Source organism: Agrobacterium sp. 10MFCol1.1, assembly GCF_000381165.1.
Lineage (GTDB): Bacteria > Pseudomonadota > Alphaproteobacteria > Rhizobiales > Rhizobiaceae > Agrobacterium > Agrobacterium tumefaciens.
Genome location: NZ_KB906075.1, coordinates 126,558 through 149,722, shown reverse-complemented (window position 1 = coordinate 149,722; position 23,165 = coordinate 126,558). Strand labels below are relative to the sequence as shown.

The 23,165-nt window shown below is 59.0% G+C and carries 19 protein-coding genes and 1 other annotated feature; of the genes, 8 read left to right on the top strand and 11 right to left on the bottom strand.

Features of this window, described 5'->3' with window-relative positions:
* Positions 1 to 16 precede the first annotated feature (16 nt).
* The 7 genes from F617_RS0111925 to F617_RS0111890 form a co-directional block, all read right to left on the bottom strand.
* Entirely contained in the window at positions 17 to 628 is a 612-nt protein-coding gene (locus F617_RS0111925; protein WP_003512512.1) for a riboflavin synthase, read from the bottom strand.
* Positions 628 to 1,872: a bifunctional diaminohydroxyphosphoribosylaminopyrimidine deaminase/5-amino-6-(5-phosphoribosylamino)uracil reductase RibD gene (ribD, locus tag F617_RS0111920; RefSeq protein WP_019565428.1), complete on the bottom strand. Its 1,245-nt coding sequence runs from the start codon at positions 1,870 to 1,872 to the stop codon at positions 628 to 630. Before ribD ends, F617_RS0111925 begins: the two co-directional genes overlap by 1 nt.
* Before the next feature lie 2 nt (positions 1,873 to 1,874).
* Positions 1,875 to 2,354, bottom strand: a complete 480-nt coding sequence (gene nrdR / locus F617_RS0111915; RefSeq protein WP_003512508.1) for a transcriptional regulator NrdR — start codon at positions 2,352 to 2,354, stop codon at positions 1,875 to 1,877.
* 12 nt (positions 2,355 to 2,366) lie between these two features.
* On the bottom strand, positions 2,367 to 3,656 hold the full coding sequence (glyA, locus tag F617_RS0111910; RefSeq protein ID WP_019565427.1) for a serine hydroxymethyltransferase: 1,290 nt from the start codon (positions 3,654 to 3,656) through the stop codon (positions 2,367 to 2,369).
* Positions 3,657 to 3,866: 210 nt separating this feature from the next.
* Positions 3,867 to 5,198, bottom strand: a complete 1,332-nt coding sequence (locus tag F617_RS0111900; RefSeq protein WP_019565426.1) for a murein L,D-transpeptidase — start codon at positions 5,196 to 5,198, stop codon at positions 3,867 to 3,869.
* Between the two features lie 375 nt (positions 5,199 to 5,573).
* Complete coding sequence (ldtR, locus tag F617_RS0111895; RefSeq protein ID WP_025593036.1) at positions 5,574 to 6,083, bottom strand: transcriptional regulator LdtR; 510 nt, start codon at positions 6,081 to 6,083, stop codon at positions 5,574 to 5,576.
* Between the two features lie 234 nt (positions 6,084 to 6,317).
* Complete coding sequence (locus F617_RS0111890; protein WP_003512497.1) at positions 6,318 to 6,755, bottom strand: DUF6163 family protein; 438 nt, start codon at positions 6,753 to 6,755, stop codon at positions 6,318 to 6,320.
* 181 nt (positions 6,756 to 6,936) lie between these two features.
* Here F617_RS0111890 and hemB point away from each other — a divergent pair, with 181 nt between their 5' ends.
* The 3 genes from hemB to F617_RS0111875 all read left to right on the top strand — a co-directional run bounded on the left by hemB (position 6,937) and on the right by F617_RS0111875 (position 9,462).
* On the top strand, positions 6,937 to 7,950 hold the full coding sequence (hemB, locus tag F617_RS0111885; protein WP_003512495.1) for a porphobilinogen synthase: 1,014 nt from the start codon (positions 6,937 to 6,939) through the stop codon (positions 7,948 to 7,950).
* Positions 7,951 to 8,065: 115 nt separating this feature from the next.
* Positions 8,066 to 8,524 carry an RDD family protein gene (locus F617_RS0111880; RefSeq protein WP_003512493.1) on the top strand — a complete coding sequence of 153 codons (459 nt, stop codon included), beginning with the start codon at positions 8,066 to 8,068 and terminating at the stop codon, positions 8,522 to 8,524.
* 176 nt (positions 8,525 to 8,700) lie between these two features.
* On the top strand, positions 8,701 to 9,462 hold the full coding sequence (locus tag F617_RS0111875; RefSeq protein ID WP_026330807.1) for an arginyltransferase: 762 nt from the start codon (positions 8,701 to 8,703) through the stop codon (positions 9,460 to 9,462).
* 74 nt (positions 9,463 to 9,536) lie between these two features.
* Here F617_RS0111875 and parC read toward each other — a convergent pair whose 3' ends face one another.
* Positions 9,537 to 11,789: a DNA topoisomerase IV subunit A gene (parC, locus tag F617_RS0111870; protein WP_019565424.1), complete on the bottom strand. Its 2,253-nt coding sequence runs from the start codon at positions 11,787 to 11,789 to the stop codon at positions 9,537 to 9,539.
* Positions 11,790 to 12,019: 230 nt separating this feature from the next.
* On the opposite strand from parC, the gene F617_RS0111865 reads away from it, so the two are divergent.
* The gene (locus tag F617_RS0111865) at positions 12,020 to 13,210 is read left to right on the top strand and encodes a hypothetical protein (RefSeq protein WP_003512485.1); all 1,191 of its coding nucleotides are present in this window, start codon (positions 12,020 to 12,022) and stop codon (positions 13,208 to 13,210) included.
* Between the two features lie 43 nt (positions 13,211 to 13,253).
* On the opposite strand, the gene F617_RS0111860 is transcribed toward F617_RS0111865, so the two are convergent.
* From F617_RS0111860 to aspS, 3 genes are all read right to left on the bottom strand, one after another.
* The gene (locus F617_RS0111860; RefSeq protein ID WP_019565423.1) at positions 13,254 to 14,735 is read right to left on the bottom strand and encodes a SulP family inorganic anion transporter; all 1,482 of its coding nucleotides are present in this window, start codon (positions 14,733 to 14,735) and stop codon (positions 13,254 to 13,256) included.
* Between the two features lie 74 nt (positions 14,736 to 14,809).
* Positions 14,810 to 14,865 (bottom strand) — a sequence feature (sul1 is cis-regulatory element that is thought to sense ions involved in sulfur or methionine metabolism; They are found in Alphaproteobacteria).
* A 76-nt stretch (positions 14,866 to 14,941) separates the two neighbouring features.
* Positions 14,942 to 16,396, bottom strand: a complete 1,455-nt coding sequence (gene creD, locus F617_RS0111855; RefSeq protein ID WP_026330806.1) for a cell envelope integrity protein CreD — start codon at positions 16,394 to 16,396, stop codon at positions 14,942 to 14,944.
* A gap of 256 nt (positions 16,397 to 16,652) precedes the next feature.
* Positions 16,653 to 18,440 (bottom strand): aspartate--tRNA ligase, encoded by a 1,788-nt coding sequence (aspS, locus tag F617_RS0111850; RefSeq protein WP_003512477.1) that lies wholly within the window; start codon positions 18,438 to 18,440, stop codon positions 16,653 to 16,655.
* A 180-nt stretch (positions 18,441 to 18,620) separates the two neighbouring features.
* Here aspS and F617_RS0111845 point away from each other — a divergent pair, with 180 nt between their 5' ends.
* The 4 genes from F617_RS0111845 (at position 18,621) to F617_RS0111830 (ending at position 23,101) form a co-directional block, all read left to right on the top strand.
* Positions 18,621 to 19,892 (top strand): MFS transporter, encoded by a 1,272-nt coding sequence (locus F617_RS0111845; protein ID WP_003512472.1) that lies wholly within the window; start codon positions 18,621 to 18,623, stop codon positions 19,890 to 19,892.
* A gap of 82 nt (positions 19,893 to 19,974) precedes the next feature.
* Complete coding sequence (gene rnd / locus F617_RS0111840) at positions 19,975 to 21,135, top strand: ribonuclease D (protein ID WP_003512471.1); 1,161 nt, start codon at positions 19,975 to 19,977, stop codon at positions 21,133 to 21,135.
* A 137-nt stretch (positions 21,136 to 21,272) separates the two neighbouring features.
* Entirely contained in the window at positions 21,273 to 21,887 is a 615-nt protein-coding gene (locus tag F617_RS0111835) for a hypothetical protein (protein ID WP_019565421.1), read from the top strand.
* A gap of 185 nt (positions 21,888 to 22,072) precedes the next feature.
* Positions 22,073 to 23,101: an adenylate/guanylate cyclase domain-containing protein gene (locus tag F617_RS0111830; protein ID WP_003512469.1), complete on the top strand. Its 1,029-nt coding sequence runs from the start codon at positions 22,073 to 22,075 to the stop codon at positions 23,099 to 23,101.
* The last annotated feature ends 64 nt before the right edge of the window (positions 23,102 to 23,165 follow it).

Here is a 23,165-nt window from a genome sequence, read left to right as displayed (position 1 = left end):
TAGATGCCGAACGGTGTTACGCCGAGGGGAACTCCGCAAGCCTTGCGGCATATCGCGCCATGGTGTCGACTTCGAAATTGACGAAATCACCCGGTTGGCGCTCACCCCATGTGGTGACTGTGAGCGTATGGCGGATCAGGAGCACGTCGAAATCCGTTCCGTCGACCGCATTGACGGTCAGAGAAGTGCCATCGAGTGCAATGGAACCCTTGGGCGCCACGAATTTCGCCAGATGGTCGGGCGCGCGCAGGCGGATACGGACCGCCTCACCTTCCGGCTCGACAGACAGAATCTCCGCCTTGCCATCGACATGGCCGGAAACGATGTGACCGCCAAGCTCGTCGCCAATCTTCAGGGCGCGCTCCAGATTGACGTGCGTGCCCTTCTGCCAGCCCGCAATCGTCGTCAGGCGCAATGCCTCTTCCCAGGCTTCGACCTCGTACCAGCGCTCGTTGCTGCCGTCTTCGGGCAGTTTGGTCACCGTCAGGCAGACGCCGCCATGGGAGATCGATGCGCCCATATCGATGGTCTTGGGATCGTAATTGGTCGCCACCCGCAGACGAATGCCTTCCGCCAGAGCTTCCAGCTCGGACACGGTTCCAACATCGGTAACAATTCCGGTAAACATCAAAGCGGCCTTTCATAATCGAAGCAGCGATCCGGCCCGTAGGCGGTTTCGCTGACCAAAACATAATCGCCCGGAATATCGGCACGGCTGAGCGGCGTTTCAATCCCGCCTTCACCAACCACGACCGGGCTTTCAAACAGCATGATACGGTCCACGAGATCGGCTTCAAGGAACGATTTTGCGGCAAAAGCGCCGCCTTCGACCAGAAGTTCCGACATGCCGCGTTCAGCGAGAATGTGAAGGAGGTTCTCGAGGGTTGGTGCTTCAAGGATTTCGACGCCTGCGTCGGTCAGTTGTTGGCGGCGGTGGTCGGGGCTAACCCCCTCTGCCCTGCCGGGCACCTCCCCCTCACGAGGGGAGATCGATAGGGCAGCATTTTTTCCGACACCAAAGGTGGGCGAATGAGTAACGGATTCAAGATCTGAACGAGTCGGTCGCGGCGAGTCGATCTCCCCCCTTGAGGGGGAGATGCCCGGCAGGGCAGAGGGGGGTAGCGCAGCAACGACAACCGGCAAGCCCCTCGCCGTCTTCACCAGCTTAGACGTCAACGGTAGTTCAAACTTGCGATCAAGCACGATTCGGACCGGAGAACGATCTTCGAGACCTGCAATTCGAACGGTCAGTTCCGGATCGTCCGCTATCGCGGTGCGGATGCCCACGAGGATGCAATCGCAGCGCGCTCTCAGTTCATGCACGGCGTGCCTGGCCTGCGGACCGGTGATCGCTACCTGCCCCTCCCCTTGTCTGCCGATCATGCCATCGGCAGAAATGGCAAGCTTCAGAATCACATGTGGGCGTTTTTTAACCTGGCGTGTGAGGTAACCCGCAAGCGCTCTCTTACCCTCATCCCGCAACAGGCCGGTTTCCACGACAATGCCGGCATCCCGTAAAATCGTATAGCCGCGCCCCGAAACACGCTCATCGGGATCGTCGACGGCAACCACCACGCGGGCGACGCCGAATTCCACCAGCGCATTGGCGCAGGGCGGCGTATTGCCCCAGTGCGAGCAGGGTTCGAGGGTGACATAGGCTGTTGCGCCGCGCGCCGCTTCGCCGGCGATTTCCAGCGCCTGGCGTTCGGCATGGGGGCGGCCGCCAATGGCCGTCACCGCTTCGGCGATGATTTTTCCGTCCTTGACGAGAACGCAACCGACGGATGGATTGGTCTCGGTTTGACCCTGATGGCGCAGGGAAACCTCGATTGCCCGGGCCATGAATTTTTCGTCATCGGCGCGGCTCGTCACGTCTATGCTCCGGCGTCTGTATCTCGGGCGATCTTGGCGTTGATTTCGGCAATCACGTTCTCGAAATCCTCGGCATGGCTGAAATCGCGATAGACCGAGGCGTAGCGCACGAACGCCACGTCATCGAGGCTCTTCAGCGCTTCAAGCACCTGGAGGCCGATTTCTTCCGAGGGGATTTCCGTCTCGCCGGAACTTTCCAGACGGCGGGCGATGCCGGATACGGCCCGCTCGATCCGGTCCCGGTCAACCGGGCGTTTGCGTAGCGCGATCTCGAAGGATCGCACCAGCTTTTCCCGGTCGAAGGGCAGCTTGCGGCCGCTTTTCTTGATGACCATCAGCTCGCGCAGTTGCACGCGCTCATAGGTCGTGAAGCGGCCGCCGCAATCGGGGCAGATGCGCCGCCGGCGGATGGAGGTGTTATCCTCCGCCGGACGCGAGTCCTTGACCTGTGTGTCTTCGGAACCGCAAAATGGGCAGCGCATCTCTCTACGTCCTTACATGTACGGATACATCGGGAAACGGTCAGTCAGGCCGACAACCTTTTCGCGCACCGCAGCTTCAACGGCAGCGTTGCCCTCATCCGAATTGGCGACCTTCAGACCATCGAGAACCTCGACGATCAGCTTGCCGATTTCGCGGAATTCCGCTTCCTTGAAACCGCGCGTCGTGCCGGCCGGCGTGCCGAGACGCACACCCGAGGTGACGAAAGGCTTTTCCGGATCGAAAGGAATGCCGTTCTTGTTGCAGGTGACGTAGGCGCGACCGAGAGCTGCTTCAGCACGCTTGCCGGTGGCGTTCTTCTTGCGAAGGTCAACCAGCATCAGGTGGTTGTCGGTGCCGCCGGAGACGACATCAAGACCACCTTCGATCAGCGTTTCGGCAAGCGCCTTGGCGTTCTTGACGACCTGTGCGGCGTAATCCTTGAATTCCGGCTGCAAAGCTTCACCGAAGGCAACTGCCTTTGCGGCGATGACGTGCATCAGCGGACCGCCCTGCAGGCCGGGGAAAACGGCGGAGTTGAACTTCTTGGCCAGATCCTCGTCATTGGTGAGGATCATGCCGCCACGCGGGCCGCGCAGCGACTTGTGCGTCGTCGTGGTGGCAACGTGGCAATGCGGGAACGGCGACGGATGCTGGCCACCGGCAACAAGACCAGCGATGTGGGCCATATCGACCATCAGATAGGCGCCGACTTCATCGGCGATCTCGCGGAAGCGCTTCCAGTCCCAGATACGGGAATAGGCGGTGCCGCCGGCAAGGATAAGCTTCGGCCGGGTTTCCTTGGCCTTGCGCTCTACCTCGTCCATGTCGAGCAGGTTGTCGCCTTCGCGCACACCGTAAGACACGACGTTGAACCACTTGCCGGACATGTTGACCGGCGAACCGTGCGTCAGATGGCCTCCGGAGTTCAGGTCGAGACCCATGAAGGTGTCGCCCGGCTGGAGCAGCGCGAGGAACACGGCCTGGTTCATCTGCGAACCGGAATTTGGCTGGACGTTGGCGAAGTTGACGCCGAACAGCTTCTTGGCGCGCTCGATTGCAAGCTCTTCAGCAATGTCTACGAACTGGCAGCCGCCGTAATAACGCTTGCCCGGATAACCTTCGGCATATTTGTTGGTCATGATCGAACCCTGCGCTTCAAGCACAGCGCGGGAAACGATGTTTTCCGAGGCGATCAGTTCGATCTCGTGGCGCTGGCGACCCAGTTCCTTCTCGATCGCGCCGAAAATATCCGGATCGACTTCGGCAAGCGGACGGGAGAAGAAAGCATCTTTGTTCGACATGGTGAAGGCTCCTGAAACAGTAATGCGATGGCGTCTTAGCGCCCTGCCCGAACAAGAGCAATACGGGCAGCGAGATTTGCCCGTCAAACTGCGACGTTGCGACAAAAAACGGCAGCTGTTTTTTCAAAACCAGCAGCGAAAATGAAAAAAGCCACACCCGACGGGGTGCGGCCTTTCACTTAAATATAAAAACCTGATGGCAGCGCCGGATCAGTTGCGCGGCAACAGGTCGTCGTCGACAGGTCCAGCCGGCTGTTCGATGCCGGTGGTGGTGTTGAGCGCCAGTTCGGCGTTGCCGTCCTTTTCATAGATGTCGTCGCGGAACTGCACCACGCCGTCCTTCGCCGACCATGCGGTGATGTAGACGAAATAGACAGGCACTTCCTGCGCCAGCTTGATCGGTGTGTTGACGCGGGTGGCGATGACGCGTTCCATTTCCTGACGCGACCAGCCGGGCGTGTCGCGCAGCAGCCAGCTTGTGAGGTCGCGCACGTTCTGTACGCGCACGCAGCCGGACGATTCGAACCGCATCAGCTTGTTGAACAGACCCTGCTGCGGCGTGTCGTGCATATATTCGTTGTTCGGATTGTGGAAGTTGATCTTCGTCGAGGACATGGCGTTGATCTTGCCGGGGTCCTGGCGGAACATCAGGTTCGGTGCCTTTGGCGCAAACCAGTCGACCGCCGTCGGCGAAACTTCCTGCCCCTTGCCGTCGATGAGGCGGATGTTGTTCCGCTCCAGATAGGTCGGGTCCCTCTGCATCAGCGGCACGATGTCCTTTTCGACGATCGAGCGCGGCGCTGTCCAGTAAGGGTTGAGGATGACTTCGTAAATCTTGGAATTGATGACGTGCGTCGGGCGGCTGGCGCGACCGACGACGGCGGTGTTGCGCAGGACGACGCGCTCATTCTCAACCGCCTCGATGGCAGCGGCCGGAATGTTCACCATCAGGTGACGCTGGCCGAGATCGCCGGACATGGACTGAATGCGCACGAGGTTGGTCTGCAACTGGGCCAGACGGATCTGGGCCGAAACATTGAGCGCCTTGGTCGTGTATTCGCCGCTGACACCATCGGCGGGAAGGCCGTGGCGGGCCTGGAAGCGCTTCAACGCACCATCGACGTAAGAGTCGAAGGCGCTGGAAATGCCAGCTTCGCGCGGCAGGTCGCCGGAGACCATCAGTCGCTGGCGAAGCGCCTGAACGGAAGGATCGGAAACGCCGATCTGGAGACGCTGCTGGGTGACGGGCACGTCCGGCCAGCCGCCATTCTGCACGATCTGCTGATATTGCATGATCGCCTGCTGCATGTAGACAGGCGCTTCCCGTCCGAGAACCGGGTTGTTGGAAACGACACCAACGGCGGAACGCGACGAATTCGCGTCGAACTGGTCATCCCAGTTGCCGCGGCGCGATGAGCCCATGAGATCGTTGAGCGCATTCTGCGCCAGGGCGGGCGCGGCAAGCGCGGCAACACCAACGGAAACAGCCGAGCGCAGAAGCGCACGGCGCGATACGGATTCGGAAACGGATTTTTTTGTCATTCTACCTACCAGCCACTCTCTTCGGCATTCTCAACAATGCCTAAATCAATATGATTAACAAACACGTACAACGTGTCTGCCGGCCGGTAATGCTCAATACCCATGGTCTGGGCGCTATTGTCTGGCAGAACAGTCGGGACTTGCCACGACAGCAGGAGAAACCGCCGGCTCCTTCACCTTTGCGGGTCCCATATCAATATGGCCAATTCGTGTCACGGACCTTTTCTCACGAAGCTGTGTATGCCTGCAAAACAGGGCGAAAGCGCACCTGAGAGACCGGGCTTGACACGCACAGGTGAACGGCGCCTCCAACACGAATCCGCAAGCCGGAGGCAAACCGATGCCCCCGGCGCTAACAGTGAAACCGCCGCGGAATTAGAGACGATAAGCGATCGAGTCGTTCCAGAAGCGATCGAGGCGCTGCAGCAGCTTGTTCATTTCGGAGAACTCGCCGGTGCCGATGCCGCCGACCTTTTCGATCGAGCCGACGTGGCGCTCGTAGAGGTGAGCAACCGTTTCGGCGATTTCCTGGCCTTTTTCAGTCAGGCTGATGCGGACCGAGCGGCGGTCGACACGCGAGCGCTGGTGGTTGATGAGACCGAGGTCTACCAGCTTCTTGACGTTGTAGGAGACGTTCGATCCGAGGTAATAACCACGCGAACGAAGCTCGCCGGCCGTCAGTTCGGAATTGCCGATGTTGAACAGAAGGAGCGCCTGAACGGCGTTGACATCATCGCGACCCTGACGATCGAACTCGTCCTTGATGACATCGAGGAGGCGGCGGTGGAGACGTTCCACCAGGTGCAGCGACTCCATGTAGAGCGAACGGATGGTATCTTCATGTGCGTCGGCAACAACGGCCTGCGGCTTTGCTTTGCTATTGATCATGACTGCCTCACTGTTTTGTTTGGCGGTGTGTTTGTTTGTCTCCCGCCTTGAGTGAGAACCTAATCAATGCGCATAAAATTCTACTTAAAAGCTACGATTAACAAATGCTTACCTGCATTTTCCCAAGTGGGTCAAACTTGTGGCGAAGCGGGACTGGCTTATAACCATGCATTATAAATCAAAGACTTAGCAATAAAATTCGACCGAAAACCAGGCTGAATTGCTTTATTCTTATGGTAAATCAATTCTTGCGCGCTCTTCATTCTGGCGCTGATCGAGCCAAAAAGCGACCAGGAATAGTATATAAATGGTTGCCACGAGACCGTGCATGACGGGTACAAGCGTGTTGGCGCCGAAGATATATGGCCACACCTTATACATGGCGATCTGGGTGCCGGCACCCAAGACCCACATGACCGCCCCCCAGGAGGCGCCGAGCCAGAGACCAAGCGCTGCCACCGGGAAAATCACCGCAAGCGCACTACCCGCCACTCGCCATGGCAGGTTAAGCATATCGAACCGCCCATGCCCGCCGAGAGAATATCCCGTCAGCATCGCCCAATATTGCAGGCCGAACCAGAAACAGGAAACCGCGACCAGCCTCATGAAGACCAGAAAGAGGATTTCCGTCAGCGGACGTTTCGGCAGAGGTTGAGAATCAGGTTCCATGGCCGGAAGATACGGTTTCGACGGGCGGGCGACCAGCCCATATTGAATTCGGCGGCTTGCCTTGTCAAAGCACCCTCGCCCACCGGGGAAGTCCAGGGGGAAACATTGTCGCATTCGCACGGCGCTTGCTTCGTGTTATGCAGCTTTCCTGACTTGGGTGGGATACGAAGGACATTCTTACATGCAGGACAAAACGCATCTGGTCGACGCGATCACCGGCCATCGCCGCATGCGCCGCAATCGCAAGGCCGACTGGACTCGCCGTCTGGTTCAGGAAAGCCGCCTGACCGTCGATGATCTCATCTGGCCGGTCTTCATCGTACCGGGCAGCAATATCCTCGATCCCATACCGGCGATGCCCGGCGTAAACCGCATGAGCGTCGACAAGCTGGTCGAAGCGGCGAAGGAAGCCGCCGATCTCGGCATTCCGGCGATTGCGACCTTCCCGAATATCGAGATGGACTTGCGCGACGAGACCGGCTCGAATGCGCTCGAGGCCAACAACCTCATCAATCAGGCGACCATCGCGGTCAAAAAAGCGGTTCCGAATATCGGCATGATCACCGATGTTGCGCTCGATCCCTTCACCAGCCATGGGCATGACGGCATTCTGCGCGGCGATGAAATCGTCAATGACGAGACCGTGGATCAGGTCGTTCGTGCTGCAATCCTTCAGGCCGATGCCGGTTCGGACATTATTTCTCCGTCCGAGATGATGGATGGCCGCATTGGCGCCATCCGCCGCGGCCTGGATGCGGCCGGGCACCAGAACGTCGGCATCATGGCCTATGCCACAAAATTCTCCTCCGGCTATTACGGTCCGTATCGCGAGGCCATTTCGACGGCCGGACTGCTGAAGGGGGACAAGAACAGCTATTACATCAGCCCCGCCAACGGCATGGAGGCAATCCGCGACGCAGCGCTTGACGTGGAAGAAGGTGCTGACATGCTGATGGTCAAACCAGGCTTGCCCTATCTCGACATCTGTTGGCGGCTGAAAGAGAATTTCGGGCTGCCCACATTCGCCTATCAGGTGTCCGGTGAATATACCCAGATCAAGGCAGCGGCCATGCATGGCTGGATCGACGGCGAGCGCGTGATGATGGAAACGCTTCTCTGTTTCAAGCGTGCGGGCTGCGATGGCATTCTGAGCTATTTCGCAGTGGAAGCCGCACGCAAACTCGCGAAGGGCTGACAGCCGACGCTTATTGTATTCGGTCGTTTTCTTCCCATATTGTTTGCTGACACGGAATGCTGCCTGACGAAAAGCGCGTTTCGAGCTGTCATGTCTTCTCAGGAGAAAACGACCGATGAACCTCGACCAGAACCCTACCTATGTCGCACCGGACGACTGGCGCGCCTATAGCGGCGTCCTGAGCCGACGCATCTTCGCTTTCCTGATCGATTACGCGATCGTTCTCCTGCTGTGCATTCCAGCCGCCGTGATCGTCTTCTTTCTCGGCGTGATTACGCTGGGTCTCGGCTTCTTCCTCTATCCGGCCTTGTTCGTCATCGTCGCGGTGCTTTATTTCGGCGTAACGCTCAGCGGCCCGTCGCAGGCCTCACCCGGCATGCGGGCGATGGGCATCGCAATGGCGCGCATGGACGGACGACGAATCGATTTCCTTTTGGCCACCGTGCACATTGCGCTTTTCTGGATCATCAACTCGGTTTTGACGCCGCTTATCCTGCTTGCAGGCCTGTTTACGGAGCGCTCTCGCCTCGTTCACGACTTCCTGCTCGGCACCGTCATGGTCAGAACCTACTGATATAAGGGAAAGCCACGAAAACGTGGCTTGCATATCAGGCAAATAGCGCATGGTGCAGTTGACGTTTTCCGTCATTTTGCCATTCTGTGACATTATGCATGTCGCTTGAAGCGTCGCCGCACCCCGTGAAATCGCGGCGCGCTTTCACAACAGACGCAGGAGGCGATCACGGTTCGATGAACACGCAGGCGACGCCCTCTCCCCAATTCTATCTTACGGCACCGGCCACCTGCCCCTACTTGCCGAACCAGATGGAGCGGAAGGTTTTCACGCATCTGGTCGGCCCGCGTGCGTCGGAAATGAACGACCTTCTGACCCAGGGCGGCTTCAGGCGTTCACAGAACATCGCCTATCGCCCGGCGTGCGAAACCTGTCGAGCTTGCGTTTCCGTGCGCATCCTTGCCGAACAGTTCCAGCCGACGAAATCGATGCGGCGCGTTCTCTCCATCAACAAGGATGTCGTCGCCACCGTTCATGCCGCTGAGCCATCCACCGAACAGTTCTCACTGTTTCGCCGCTATCTCGACCATCGGCACCAGTCAGGCGGCATGTCCGACATGTCGGCGCTCGACTATGCTATCATGATCGAAGACACGCACGTGAACACCCGCATCATCGAATACCGTGTGCGAGAGCCCGGCTCCGGCATCGATTCCAGCAAACGAGGTGAACTTCTCGCCGTAGCGCTGAGCGATGTGATGAGCGACGGGCTGTCGATGGTCTATTCCTTCTTCAACCCCGATCTAGAAAAGCGCTCGCTCGGCACTTTCATGATCATGGATCACATCACCCGCACACGCGCGCTCGGCCTGCCGCACGTCTATCTTGGCTACTGGGTCGATGGTTCTGAAAAGATGGGCTACAAGACGCGCTACCACCCGCAGGAGCACCTGACACCGCGTGGGTGGGAGGTTTATGTGCCTGCGGTAGAAGAATAGTTCGCCAGGTCCTGAAACAGTGACCATGGAAGACGTCCCGATTAATCGCTCGGGGCGTCGACGTCTTTTAGCTTTTACCCGCCAAATTTCCCGCTACGCGGAAAGCCCTTCGGTACGGTGCGGCCAACGGTGGCGCGGTCTGCCAGCCATTCGCGCAATTCCTCACCGACCTTGCTGAAGAGGCGCCCGGCCGTGTCGGACCAGCTCAAGCCGTCTGCGAGCGCGAAACATTTCACATCAACGACGCCGCCGTCCTTGTAGCGTTGCAGGCGCACGCCCTTGCCGCGTGACATTTCCGGCACCTGCGACAGCGGGAAGGCAAGCAGCTTGCGGTTTTCGCCAACGACGGCGACATGGTCGCCCGTAACAGGTACGGCGAGCTTGGCTTCGTCAGGCATGGCGACATTCATGATCTGCTTGCCCTTGCGGGTATTTGCGACCATTTCGCTTTCGGCCACGATGAAGCCGTTGCCGCCAGTCGAGACGAGCAGAAGCTTGCGCGACGGATCGTGAACGAAGGCCGTCAGGATGTCCTGATCGTTCTCCATATCGACCATGATGCGGATCGGCTCGCCGTGACCACGCCCGCCGGGCAGCTTGTCGGCGCCGAGCGTGTAGGCCTTGCCACCGGTGGTCAGCAGAAGCAACTTGTCGGTCGTCTGCGCCGGGAAGGCGAGCTTCGGGCCATCGCCCTCCTTGAAGGTCAGAGCCGACGTATCGGACATATGCCCCTTCAGTGCCCTGATCCACCCCTTCTGCGAGATGACGATGGTGACCGGTTCCTTCTCGATCATCGCCTGCTGGATGGCCTCGATGTCGGCATCCGGCGCATCCGCAAACTGCGTGCGGCGACGGCCGATCTCCGTTGCCTTGGCATATTTCTTTTTGACCTCGCCGATTTCCCAGGCGACGGTCTGCCACTGCTTTTCATCGGAGGCAAGCAGCCCCTCGATTTCAGCCTTCTCGCTGCTGAGTTCGTCGAACTCCTTGCGGATTTCGAATTCCTCAAGCTTGCGCAGATTGCGCAGACGCATGTTGAGGATGGCTTCGGCCTGATTATCGGTGAGCGACCACTTGGCCATCATCACCTGTTTCGGCTCGTCCTCCTCGCGGATAATACGGATCACCTCATCGAGATTGAGATAGGCGACCAGCAGGCCGCCCAGAATCTCGAGCCTGCGATCGATGGCCGCGAGACGATGGCGGGAACGGCGGACCAGCACGTCCTTGCGGTGTGCCAGCCATTCGCTCAGCACCTCGTTCAGCGCCATGACCTTCGGCACCCTGCCAAGCGACAGTACGTTCATGTTGAGCGGCAGGCGGCTTTCAAGGTCGGACAGACGGAACAGCGATTCCATCAGCAGCGTCGCGTCGACAGTGCGGTTTTTCGGAACCAGCACGATACGCACGTCTTCGGCCGATTCGTCGCGAACATCCTCAAGCAGCGGCAGTTTGCGGGCGAGCAGCAGCTCGGCGATCTTTTCGATCAGCCGCGATTTCTGCACCTGGAACGGGATTTCGGTGATGACGATCTGATAGCCGCCACGTCCGAGGTCTTCCGTTTCCCATTTGGCGCGCACGCGGAAACCACCGCGCCCGGTCTTATAGGCTTCGAGAATATTCTCGCGGCTTTCGATGATCACGCCGCCGGTCGGCAGGTCGGGGCCGGGAATGAATTCCACCAGCTTTTCAACCGTCGCATCCGGATGCTTGATGAGATGCAGAGCTGCGTCGCACAGTTCATGGGCGTTATGCGGCGGGATGGACGTCGCCATGCCGACGGCAATGCCGGAGGCACCGTTGGCAAGCAGATTGGGGAACGCGCCCGGGAGGACGACCGGCTCCTCATCTTCCTCATTATAGGTAGCACGGAAGTCAACCGCGTCCTCGCCGATGCCTTCGAGCAGCAGCGCTGCCACATCGGTCATGCGTGCTTCGGTATAACGATAGGCGGCGGCGCCGTCGCCATCGATATTGCCGAAATTGCCCTGCCCGTCCACGATCGGATAACGCTGCGAGAAATCCTGCGCGAGACGGACCAGCGCATCATAGACCGACTGGTCGCCATGCGGATGGAACTTACCGATAACGTCACCGACGATACGGGCGCATTTCTTGAAAGCCGAGTTGGGGCGGATGCCCATTTCGCTCATGGCGTGGATGATGCGGCGGTGAACCGGCTTCAGTCCATCGCGCACATCCGGCAGCGCACGATGCATGATCGTGGACAAGGCGTAAGCGAGGTAGCGCTCTTCAAGCGCCGCCTTCAAATCGACCGGATGAATGTTATCGTCTCCGCCTGACGGAGGTACAAGATTTTTTCCCATGGTGCTTGACTAGCGGAAATGCCGATTCCCGGCAAGGAATTCGGGGGTCTCGGCTGTGGACGAAACGACGCCTTTTGTGAGGATTTTTATTAACTGCGTTGCGAATGCCGCAATGCCGCCGTCATACGAATCGATCTAAATCCTGTAGACCTTTGAATAATCGCGAATATAAATGTCACCATTCACATTTAGAACACGGTGCACATCCGCACATTGAGGGAAGAAACACTATGAGACTGAAATCCACCCGGCAGATTCTTTTCGCAAGTGCCGCGCTTCTCGCGCTTTCCGCACCGGCATTCGCACTGGATGGCAACGACGTTCTGAAAAAGATCAATGCCGCCTACGCCGCGCAAGGCGGTGAAATTGCCGCCGGATCCGTCGCCGTCAACGGCGACACGGTGACGCTAAACGGCGTGACCTTTAATGCGGCTGCCGATCCGGCCAAAAAAATTCCGGTCGGCAACGTCACCCTTGAAGGCGTCGAGGAAAACAACGGCGGCTACAAGATCAAGAACGCGCGTTTCGACAATGTCGATTACAAGCAGGAAAACGTGGAGATCAAGGCCAACGACATCTACATGTCGGGTCTCACCATCCCTGCCGATGCGACGACGGGCACGATTGATGCGCTGATGTTCTACGACGAGGCGCATAGCGGTCCGATTTCCGTTTCCATCGACGGCAAGCAGGCTTTCTCGCTCGAGGAAAGCAGCGCAACGATGTCCGTCAGCGACGACAAGGCCTCGATCGGCTTCGATCTCGACGCATCCGGCTTCAAGGCCGATCTCAGCGAAGTCAACGATCCGGCCACGAAGGACGCAATTGAAAAGCTCAATCTGCAGGCCCTTTCCGGCAACATGACCATGAGCGGAAGCTGGGAAGTCGCCTCCGGCACCGTAGACGTCGAGGAATATGCCATCGACCTCGACAAGGTCGGCCGTCTCAACATGTCGTTCGGTTTTTCCGGTTACACACTCGCCTTCATCAAATCGATGCAGGAGACGGTGAAGGCGCAGGCTGCAAATCCGAACAAGGAACAGGCGGAACAGGCAGCGGGCCTTGCCATGCTCGGCCTGATGCAGCAGCTTTCCTTCGTTAATGCCGAAATCAGCTTCGAAGATGCCAGCATCACCAAGCGCGCCATCGACTACGCTGCAAGCCAGCAGGGTATGACCAGCGATCAGCTTTCCCAGACCATCAAGGGCATGGCGCCCATCATGATGGCTTCGCTCAACGTTCCGGAATTGCAGAACATGGTGTCGGCTGCGATCAACGCCTATATCGATAATCCGAAGAGCTTCTCTATCTCGGCCGAACCGGAAAAGCCGGTTCCCTTCCCGATGATCATGGGCGCCGCCATGGGCGCGCCGAACACCCTGCCGACAATGCTCGGCGTCACGGTGACGGCAAACGAATAGCACAACAAAAAGCCCCGGTTCCGCCGGGGCTTTTTACTTCTGGTCAGTGGATTGAGGCTGTCGCTCCACCCTGCTTGTCGTGCAGGGCGAAACGGTCGATCATATGGGCGCTCGCTTCGTTGACGCCGATCACCTCGACCGTCTTGCCGGTCTTGCGGAATTTCAGCACGACCTTGTCCAGCGCACCGACAGCCGAAATATCCCACAGATGCGCCTGTGTGACGTCGATGGTGACCGTTTCCACGTCTTCGGCAAAATCGAAGGCGGCAATGAAGCTTTCCGTCGAGGCGAAGAAAATCTGCCCATCGACGCGGTAGATGCGGTGCCGACCATCCGCGACAAGCTCTGGACGAACGTGGAAGAGTTTTGAAACCTTCCCAGCGAAAAACACGCCGGAGAGAAGCACACCTGCGAGCACGCCTTTTGCGAGATCATGGGTCGCCAGCACGGTCCCGACCGTTACCAGCATGACGATGCTGGAAGACGGTGGATTGCGGCTGAGATCGAGAATCGAACGCCACGAGAAGGTGCCGATCGAAACCATGATCATGACAGCCACAAGAGCGGCCATTGGAATGATGCGGACAAGATCATCCAGCACCAGAATGAGGAACAGCAGGAAGGCGCCCGCCACAAAGGTGGAGAGCCTGCCCCTGCCGCCGGATCTGACGTTGATGACCGACTGGCCGATCATGGCGCAGCCGCCCATGCCGCCGATCAGCGCGGAGGCGATGTTGCCTGTCCCCTGGCCGATGCATTCCCGGCTCTTGTTGCTGCCGGTATCTGTCATGTCGTCGACGATCTGTGCCGTCAGCAGGGATTCCAGGAGACCGACGGCAGCCAGCGCTGCGGAATACGGAAAGATGATCTGCAGCGTTTCGAAAGTCAGCGGCACCTGTGGCAGGGCGAAGACCGGCAGCGTCGAGGGCAGCTCGCCGAGATTGCCGACGGTGCGGATATCCATGCCGAAAAACACCGCCACGCAGGTCAAAACGACGATGGCGACCAGCGGCGACGGGATGATTTTCGTGACCAGCGGGAAGAGATAGATGATCGCAAGACCAGCCGCGATCATGACGTAGGTTGCGATAGGCACGCCTATCAGCTCGGGCAATTGCGCCATGAAGATCAGGATCGCCAGTGCATTGACGAAGCCGGTCATGACTGAGCGAGAGACGAAGCGCATCACCCGCCCGAGCTTTGCAAAGCCCGCAGCGATCTGCAGCACACCCATGAGGATGGTCGCAGCAAAGAGATATTGCAGGCCGTGTTCCTTCACCAGCGTCACCATCAGGACGGCTGTGGCGGCGGTTGCCGCGGAAATCATGCCCGGACGGCCACCGGTGAAGGCGCAGACGCAGGCAATGGCGAAAGAAGCAAACAACCCCACCTTCGGATCGACGCCGGCGATGACGGAAAAGCCGATTGCTTCGGGAATGAGCGCGAGTGCGACGACGATGCCGGAAAGCACATCGCCGCGAATATTGGAAAACCACTCACGTCTGTAAGTCTGAAATCTGTTCATTTGATTTTTTCGCAAAGTATGACGCACCGGCCGGAAACATGTCCGGTAGATTGAAAAAGAATGTCGGTGCTTTGCGTTGTCTGGCGGATCGGCGGCCAGAAGAGCCACCCGGAATTTCACCGGGTCCGTGGTGAATGCTCCACCTATAGACGGCAAAAAAGCGGGCAGCAAGTTACCTGCCCGCCTTTCGATGCTGGCGATGCGCCTTACGAGGCTTCGCTGCGACCAATATTGGTGTTGTGCTGGGTTGGGCCGGTTCCCGACCAGTCGACCCTGCGGGTTGCGAACATGGTGGCAGCAATGGCGATGAAAGATATCAACGCGCCGGCCAGTAGCGCATATTCATCCTCATTCAGAACCAGATACATGACCCCATAAGCCACCGCCAGAACCGTAAACAGGGCTATCCCGTTCTGACGGCTATCGGTTGCGCTTCCGAGATAGGAGGAGATCAGGAGCGCTGTCAGAAGCGACGCCGCAGCGTAGGCGATGGTGAAGCCCGTATGTTCCGCAAGTGCGAGCAGCAGCACGTAGAAAACGATCAGCGCCAGCCCCGTCAGCACGTACTGGATCCAGTGCACGCTGCTGCCGCCCCTCAGTTCGACGATGAAGACGGCCAGGAACACCAGAGAGATGAAGCCTATCGAATATTTGAGTGTCCGGGCGATGATCTGGTAGAATTTCACGGGCTCGACGAGGTTGATCCTCATCAGGCTGTCGGTCAGCGGCAGGCGCGAACTCTCGACCACGCGGTCTATGCCCCTTGCGAGATAGGGGATTGTCCAGTTGGCCGTGAAATCCGAGGCTGTGACGGTCTTTTCCTCCGGCAGGAACAGGCCTTCAAAGCCGGGATGCGGCCAGTTGGCCTTGGCCGCCAAACTGGTGGTCTGGCCGGCGGGCGCGACGGCAAAGCTGCCGGAACCATTCAGGGAGAAGGCTATATCGAAATCGAAGCCTTTCTCGACAAGGCCTCTTTCGATCGATCTGTGCACGCCGGCATCGGACCTGATGGACATGTCCTGCGCACCCGTGCGGGGCGCTATGACAGAGATATCACGCATGCCGGGATCGAACGGCAATACGGAACCGCCATCGATCCTGACACCGGCGCTCGAGCGAATGCCGGTCATATCCTGTATGCTGAGAACGAGAATGGCGCTGTCGAGGCGGGGCGTGCCGGAGAAGCGGGCGATATCCTGAAGGATGCCGGCACCGAACCGGCCTTTGAGGACAAGGTCGCCATTATAGACCGGCAGGCTGTAGATCGACAGCCGCTTCTCCTCGGTCTTCAGATCGGCCGTGACATCAAGCGTTTCCGGCATGACCAGCGCCCATTCGGTCGTGCGATCGACGATGCTCTGGCCGTTCACCTCGCGGCGTCTTTCCACTTCGAAAGGCACGGCGAGATAAGGGCCGTTTACCACCTGATCGCCACCCCAGCCGCTGGCGATACGGCCCGAAACATCCTCGGCCCGCGAGGCGCGCTCTTCCGTCAGCGCCCAGACGAGAAGCAGCGGTACGAGCAGAACCATCGATATGAAACCGATCATCAGAAACTTGGCGCCCGGTGAGCGCAGGCTGACGGCGAAGCCGTTGCGAGGCGGGGCTGGCGGCATCTGCCCACCGGCCGGGGCGAGGTCTTTTTCCGATTCATGTGCCATTCTGAAATCCTTATAAATATGATCGCGCCGCAACCCCAAGCGAAGTTCGGCCGGCGCTGCCCCAAGTTTAAAATCCCCGATAGTCTTTGCGTCCCCAAAATGAGCGCAAAACTATACTGGGATCGGATTCCGGCTGATTACGTTCGGAATTCCGTTAAACTCGCGGTAAAATTGTGACTTTCCCACGTTCGTTGCAGAAACAGAAAGGGCCGGCGTCGCCGCCAGCCCTTTTGTTCAAAACCCGTGGCGGTTGAGATCAGTCCTTCTTGGACGGAACCACGCGCAGCGCCAGCTCGCGAAGCTGGGTCGGCGTTGCCGGGGACGGCGCGTTCATCAGCAGGTCCTGTGCCTGCTGGTTCATCGGGAACAGCGTGATTTCGCGCAGGTTCTTCGCACCAACCAGAAGCATGACCACGCGGTCGATACCGAAGGCGCAACCGCCATGCGGAGGCGCACCGTACTGGAAGGCGCGGTAGAGACCGCCGAAGCGCTCTTCCACGTCGCTCTGCGACAGGCCGACCTTTTCGAAAGCCTTGACCATCAGCTCGGGCGACTGGTTACGGATAGAGCCGGAGGCGATTTCGAAGCCGTTGCAGACCGCGTCATACTGGAAAGCCTTGATGGAGAGCGGATCCTGTCCTTCCAGCGCTTCCATGCCACCCTGCGGCATGGAGAATGGGTTGTGGGCGAAATCGATCTTCTTTTCTTCGTCGTTGTATTCGAAGAAGGGGAAATCGACGATCCAGCACATTTCGAAACGGTCGCGGTCAATCAGGTTCAGCTCGTCGGCGGCACGGGTGCGCGCCTCGCCGGCAAACTTGTAGAACTTGGCGGGATCGCCCGCGACGAAGAAGCAGGCGTCGCCCGCCTCAAGGCCAAGCTGCTGGCGCAGCGCCTCGGTGCGTTCCTCGCCGATGTTCTTGGCAAGCGGACCGGAGCCGGCAACCTTGCCTTCTTCTTCCTTCCAGAAGATGTAGCCGAGGCCCGGCTGGCCCTGGCTCTGCGCCCAGGCGTTCATGCGATCGCAGAATGCACGCGACCCACCGGTCTTGGCCGGGATAGCCCAAACCTGCACCTTGGGGTTGGAGGCGATCATGTTAGCGAAAACCTTGAAGCCCGAGCCATCGAAATGTTCGGTCACGGCTTCCATGACAATCGGGTTGCGCAGGTCCGGCTTGTCGGAGCCGTATTTACGGATCGATTCGTCATAGGGAATGCGCGGCCATTCTTTCGTCACCGGCTTGCCTTCGGCAAACTGTTCGAAAACGGCCGTCATCATCGGCTCCATCGTGGTCCAGACGTCTTCCTGGGTCACGAAGCTCATTTCGACGTCGAGCTGGTAGAATTCGCCCGGCAGACGGTCTGCACGCGGGTCTTCATCGCGGAAGCATGGAGCGATCTGGAAGTAGCGGTCGAAACCGGCCACCATCAGAAGCTGCTTGTACTGCTGCGGGGCCTGCGGCAGCGCGAAGAACTGGCCTTCGTGGATGCGCGAGGGAACGAGGAAGTCGCGCGCGCCTTCCGGCGAGGATGCGGTGAGGATCGGCGTCGTATATTCGGCAAAGCCCAGATCGCCCATACCCTTGCGCATGGAGGAGATGATCTGCGTGCGCTTGACGATGTTCTTGTGCAGGGTTTCGCGGCGCAGGTCGAGGAAGCGATACTTCAGGCGAACATCTTCGGGATATTCAGGCTCACCGAAGACCGGCAGCGGCAGTTCCTTGGCAACGCCCAGAACCTCGATCTCCTGCGCATAAAGCTCGATCTCGCCAGTGGCCATGCCCTTGTTGATGGTGTCTTCGGACCGCGCCTTGACGAGACCGTCAATGCGGATCACCCATTCACCGCGCACCGTCTCGGCAACCTTGAAGGCCGGGCTATCGGGGTCGGCCACGACCTGGGTAATGCCGTAGTGGTCGCGAAGGTCGATAAAGAGAACGCCGCCATGATCTCGCACGCGATGAACCCAACCGGAAAGGCGAACGGTTTCGCCGACGTCGGACTTGCGGAGAGCGGCACAGGTGTGGCTGCGGTAACGATGCATTTTAATATCCTGGAGCGTGTCGTGGGCCAGATGGGCGGCACTGTCGAAATTTGCCGGAAAAGCGCATGACCAGCCCGATTTGTCAAGGCAAAGCACAACAATGTCGCGTTCAGCCTGTCCTTTCGCGCACCTTCGCTTTAGATAGTGCTTATTCAGCCCGCCAAACCGAGTCGGCCCGCAATGAGCCAGATCAGACCTCTTATCCCGCTTCTCGTCACCGCCGGCATTCTGATTGGCGGCAACGGTCTGCAGGGAACCTATATCGCGCTGCGGGGCCTGTCCGAAGGGTTTTCGGCCAGCACCATCGGCCTCATCAGCGCCGCCTACAGCATCGGATTCGCGCTCGGCTGCATTTCGGTGACGCGCCTTCTGCGCAAGATTGGCCATATCCGCACCTTCGCCACCATGGCGGCGGTCGCATCGGCCGCCTCGATCGCCATGCCGCTTGTCCTTCATCCCTTGTTCTGGATGTTGATGCGCTTCGTCATCGGTATTGCGGTCGCCTGCCTTTTCGCCGCGATCGAAAGCTGGATCAATGCGCAGGTGACGAATTCCAACCGTGCGCGCACGCTGTCCATCTATCGTTTCGTCGATCTCGGTTCCGTGACGCTCGCCCAATATATCATTCCCGTCGCCGGCATTGACGGGCCTGTGGTGTTTTCGCTGATCGCCATGGCGCTCACGCTGTCGCTGGTGCCGATCTCGATTGCCGACAAATCCAACCCCGCGCCGCCGAAACAGATCCCGTTCAATCTTTTCGCGGTGTGGCGCATCTCACCGCTTGCCGTCGTCGGCTGCGTGGCTGTCGGCCTCAGCATGGCGGCGTTTCGCAACATCGGGCCAATCTATGCCGAACAGATCGGCCTTTCCGTCACCGCCATCGCCACCTTCATGAGTGCGGGCATCATCGGCGGCGTGGTCTTGCAATATCCGCTCGGCGTCTATTCAGACCGTTACGACCGCCGCATCATCATTCTCGCCACCACGGCGTGCTCCGTGATTGTCGGTCTGTTTCTCGCCCTGTTCGCCGGCTCGGACGAATGGAGCAACATCATCGGCGTCTTCGTGTTCGGCGCCTTTGCCCTGCCGCTCTATTCACTGAGTTCCGCCCATGGCAACGACCATGCCAAAGAGGGCGAACATGCGATGGTGTCTGCCGGGCTGCTGTTCTTCTGGTCGGTGGGTGCAACCGTCGGGCCGCTGCTCGCCTCCGTCCTGATCGACCAGTTCGGTCCGAAAGCGCTGTTCAGCTACACGGCCGCGATCCAGATCGTTTTCATCGCCTACACCATATACCGGCTACGGGTGCGCGAGGGAGTACCCGTTGAGGAGCGGAACTGGCGGTTCCGCCCGCTTTTGCGCACCTCGGCCTATTTTCAGAAGCTGGCCGCCCCTGCACCACCCAAAAACGACGGGCCGACGCCAAAACCACCTGAGAAAAACGATCCTTGAGCCTTCAAAAGCGGGCTTTGTATTGACATGCGCCCGGCAAAGGGAAAGTAAGACGGATAATTTTCACGAGTGGCCATTTGCAATGATTGAAACGACTGCCGCCCTCGCCGAAGCCTGCACGGAACTGGCGAAATCGGAATTCATTACCATCGACACCGAGTTTCTGCGTGAGACGACCTTCTGGCCCGAGCTTTGTCTCGTGCAGATGGCGAGCCCTACCCTTGAGGTACTGGTCGACCCGCTCGCCAAGGGTCTCGACCTTACGCCGCTGTTCGAACTCATGGCCAATCCCGATGTCGTGAAGGTTTTCCATGCGGCGCGTCAGGATATCGAAATCATCTATCATCTTGGCGGGCTTATTCCGCACCCGATCTTCGATACGCAGGTCGCGGCCATGGTCTGCGGTTTCGGCGATTCGATCTCTTACGACCAGCTGGTCCAGAGGATCAAGAATGTGCAGATCGACAAATCCTCACGCTTCACGGACTGGAGCCGCCGCCCGCTGACGGAAAAGCAGCTGGATTATGCGCTGGCCGACGTCACCCATCTGCGCGATGTCTATCTGGCGCTCAAGGCGCAGCTGGAGCGTGAAGGCCGCTCGCTTTGGCTGACCGAAGAGATGGACATTCTGGAATCGCGCGAAACCTATGACATGCATCCCGACGATGCCTGGCTGCGGTTGAAATCGCGCCTGCGCAAGCCGACTGAACTCGCCATCCTCAAATTTGTCGCCGCATGGCGTGAACGTGAGGCGCGGTCGCGCAACGTGCCGCGCTCACGCGTGCTGAAAGACGATGCGATCTTCGAAATTGCCCAACAGCAGCCGAAGGACACCGAGGCGCTGTCGCGGCTTCGCACCATCCCGAAGGGCTGGGAGCGCTCTTCCTCCGGCACGGCCATCATCGAGACCGTGAATGCGGCGCTGGCACTTCCGAAAGAGGAAATGCCGAAGGCGCCCCGTCACAGCCACGCACCGGAAGGCTCCGGCGCTGCCGTGGAGCTGTTGAAAGTTCTCCTGAAGCTGACGGCAGACAAGCACGGCGTCGCAGCAAAGGTCATCGCCAACAGCGAAGATCTGGACAAGATCGCTTCCGAGGGCGAGGCTGCCACCGTGGCAGCGCTGACCGGCTGGCGGCGCGAACTGTTTGGCGATGTGGCGCTGAAGCTCATCAATGGCGAAGTAGCATTGCGTTTCGCCGGCAAGAAGGTCGAGGCGGTTGATGTGGCGGTGAGCGAGGCCTGATCGCCCGCGCCTCGCGCAGTTTTGCACATTGTCCGGACGCGAAAGCGCTTCTGCTTTTACCGGACCTGCGCCAACCCAAATTTTGCCCGCATCGCGGTCCATCTCTTTGCAAATGGTCTCGCTTTGAGGGTATTTCCATGAAACCTGCCCGTGCTCTGCTGTTGGCCGCATCTATCGCGGCCGCAGGCATTTTCCCTACTCTTTCATCCACGTCAGCGCGCGCCGATGACGGCAAGGTCGATCTTCAGGGCGAATGGACGACCGATTGCCTTGAGATCGGCAAGAACGACCGTCACGGCATCGTCACGCGCATCACCATACGCGGTGGCCGCATGCATGCTGTCTCACAGATTTACGCCCGCAGCAGCTGCCAGCAGCCCACGGTGCAGGTGCGTTACGAAGGCACGCTGGATGGTGGCCTGAAGGACAACGACAGCATGCTCTTTGCCCATACCGTCATCTCGATCGCCATGACACCCAACGACCCCGAGGTTGTCGAGCATTATAATGGTGACCCGAAGGGTACCGGCTGCGGGTTGACTGGCTGGAAAGAGAATATTCCCTTCGATGTCGATGGCCGGACCTGCGCGGCCATCACCTTTGCCGCAAAGGGAGAAACCCTGTTCGACCGGGCATGGATAGACGGCAACCGGCTGCGTTTTGCCGCCTTCCCCGTCACATGGTCGAACCGCTCGCCGGACGACCGTCCGCAATCGCCGCTTGAAACGGTCTATTACAGAACCTCCTATTAAGTAGTAGAGCCGGGTGCACAGCCCTTTTGCGGCAACGGGGCAACAGCCTTTCCAATCCTTCATGTGACCTTACCGAATGGTCACTTTTTGCAGCGCATTTTCCACATTAATGTCGCATATGACTTGAACAGAAGCTTCGCCTGACGGGGGCACGACGCTTCCCTTCCCCGAGATCAAGAACCGACATGAGAAAATTGCTGCCCATTCTGGATTACGTGGTGCTCTTCGTTGCCGTGGCCGGCAGCGGCGTGGCCTACGCGTTTCTGGAATATGGCGGCGGCGCGCTCATTGGCGCCACCTATGCGCTGTTCGCCTGTGCGCCCATCCTCGCCTTCGAGCGTGGTTACGTGCTGCCCGGTCTGTCGCGGCAGGTTAGCGCATTGCCGACACCGGCCTATATTGCCGTCGGCCTCATCATCTATGCCGTCCTCGTCTTCTGTGGCTTCGGGCTTGGCGGTACCATTCTGTGGGTTAGCGGCATATTTCCCGGCACTTGGAAACGGGCGGTGCATGCCGAGGTGCAGACACTGATCTTCACCCTCATCGTCTGCGGCATCATCGTTTTCATCATGCGCGTGCGCGAACTGCTGGGCCGTGACATCTTCATCGATCTCATCCTTGGGCGCTATCGCCGTCCAGTCAGCGAAGACCGCGTCTTCATCTTCATCGACCTCGTCGGCTCCACTTCGTTTGCCGAAACCCATGGCGACCTCAAGGCGCAGGAGTTTCTGGGCGAAATCTTCGCGAGCTACGCAGCCCCCGTCAGAAGACATGGCGGCGTCATTGACGACTACATCGGCGACGCGGCCATCATCACCTGGCCCTATCACATGGCGATAAGGCGGGCAGCCTGCGTGCGCTGTGTTTTCGATATCCAGGCGACCATCGAGGACAAGCGCGACATGTGGCTCGCCCGTTTCGGCGAAGTGCCGCGCCTTCGCTTTGCGATTCATGGCGGGCCGGTCATAACAGCCGAAATCGGCGTCGATCACCACAAGATCACCTATTTTGGCGACACGGTGAACACCACTTCGCGGCTCGAATCACTGAGCAAGATGCTCGGCCATCCCGTGCTGATTTCTGCCGATCTCGCCCATCAGCTGGTGCTACCCAAAGGTGTGCGCAGCGAATATCTCGGCGAACATGCTGTCAAGGGACGTGGGCAGACGCTCGGCGTGTGTACGCTCAGCCAATATCAGGCCCCAGCCGCCTGAAAAAACCCTGAAAACAAACGGGTGGCTTCGTTTTCCGAGGCCGCCCGTCATCAAAATTCATCAA

Bases quoted from the DNA above. Each gene is read 5' to 3' on its own strand.
- F617_RS0111925 (WP_003512512.1), bottom strand. From the start codon at position 628: ATGTTTACCGGAATTGTTACCGATGTTGGAACCGTGTCCGAGCTGGAA.
- nrdR (WP_003512508.1), bottom strand. From the start codon at position 2,354: ATGCGCTGCCCATTTTGCGGTTCCGAAGACACACAGGTCAAGGACTCG.
- glyA (WP_019565427.1), bottom strand. From the start codon at position 3,656: ATGTCGAACAAAGATGCTTTCTTCTCCCGTCCGCTTGCCGAAGTCGAT.
- F617_RS0111900 (WP_019565426.1), bottom strand. From the start codon at position 5,198: ATGACAAAAAAATCCGTTTCCGAATCCGTATCGCGCCGTGCGCTTCTG.
- F617_RS0111890 (WP_003512497.1), bottom strand. From the start codon at position 6,755: ATGGAACCTGATTCTCAACCTCTGCCGAAACGTCCGCTGACGGAAATC.
- hemB (WP_003512495.1), top strand. From the start codon at position 6,937: ATGCAGGACAAAACGCATCTGGTCGACGCGATCACCGGCCATCGCCGC.
- F617_RS0111880 (WP_003512493.1), top strand. From the start codon at position 8,066: ATGAACCTCGACCAGAACCCTACCTATGTCGCACCGGACGACTGGCGC.
- F617_RS0111875 (WP_026330807.1), top strand. From the start codon at position 8,701: ATGAACACGCAGGCGACGCCCTCTCCCCAATTCTATCTTACGGCACCG.
- parC (WP_019565424.1), bottom strand. From the start codon at position 11,789: ATGGGAAAAAATCTTGTACCTCCGTCAGGCGGAGACGATAACATTCAT.
- F617_RS0111865 (WP_003512485.1), top strand. From the start codon at position 12,020: ATGAGACTGAAATCCACCCGGCAGATTCTTTTCGCAAGTGCCGCGCTT.
- F617_RS0111860 (WP_019565423.1), bottom strand. From the start codon at position 14,735: ATGAACAGATTTCAGACTTACAGACGTGAGTGGTTTTCCAATATTCGC.
- creD (WP_026330806.1), bottom strand. From the start codon at position 16,396: ATGGCACATGAATCGGAAAAAGACCTCGCCCCGGCCGGTGGGCAGATG.
- aspS (WP_003512477.1), bottom strand. From the start codon at position 18,440: ATGCATCGTTACCGCAGCCACACCTGTGCCGCTCTCCGCAAGTCCGAC.
- F617_RS0111845 (WP_003512472.1), top strand. From the start codon at position 18,621: ATGAGCCAGATCAGACCTCTTATCCCGCTTCTCGTCACCGCCGGCATT.
- rnd (WP_003512471.1), top strand. From the start codon at position 19,975: ATGATTGAAACGACTGCCGCCCTCGCCGAAGCCTGCACGGAACTGGCG.
- F617_RS0111835 (WP_019565421.1), top strand. From the start codon at position 21,273: ATGAAACCTGCCCGTGCTCTGCTGTTGGCCGCATCTATCGCGGCCGCA.
- F617_RS0111830 (WP_003512469.1), top strand. From the start codon at position 22,073: ATGAGAAAATTGCTGCCCATTCTGGATTACGTGGTGCTCTTCGTTGCC.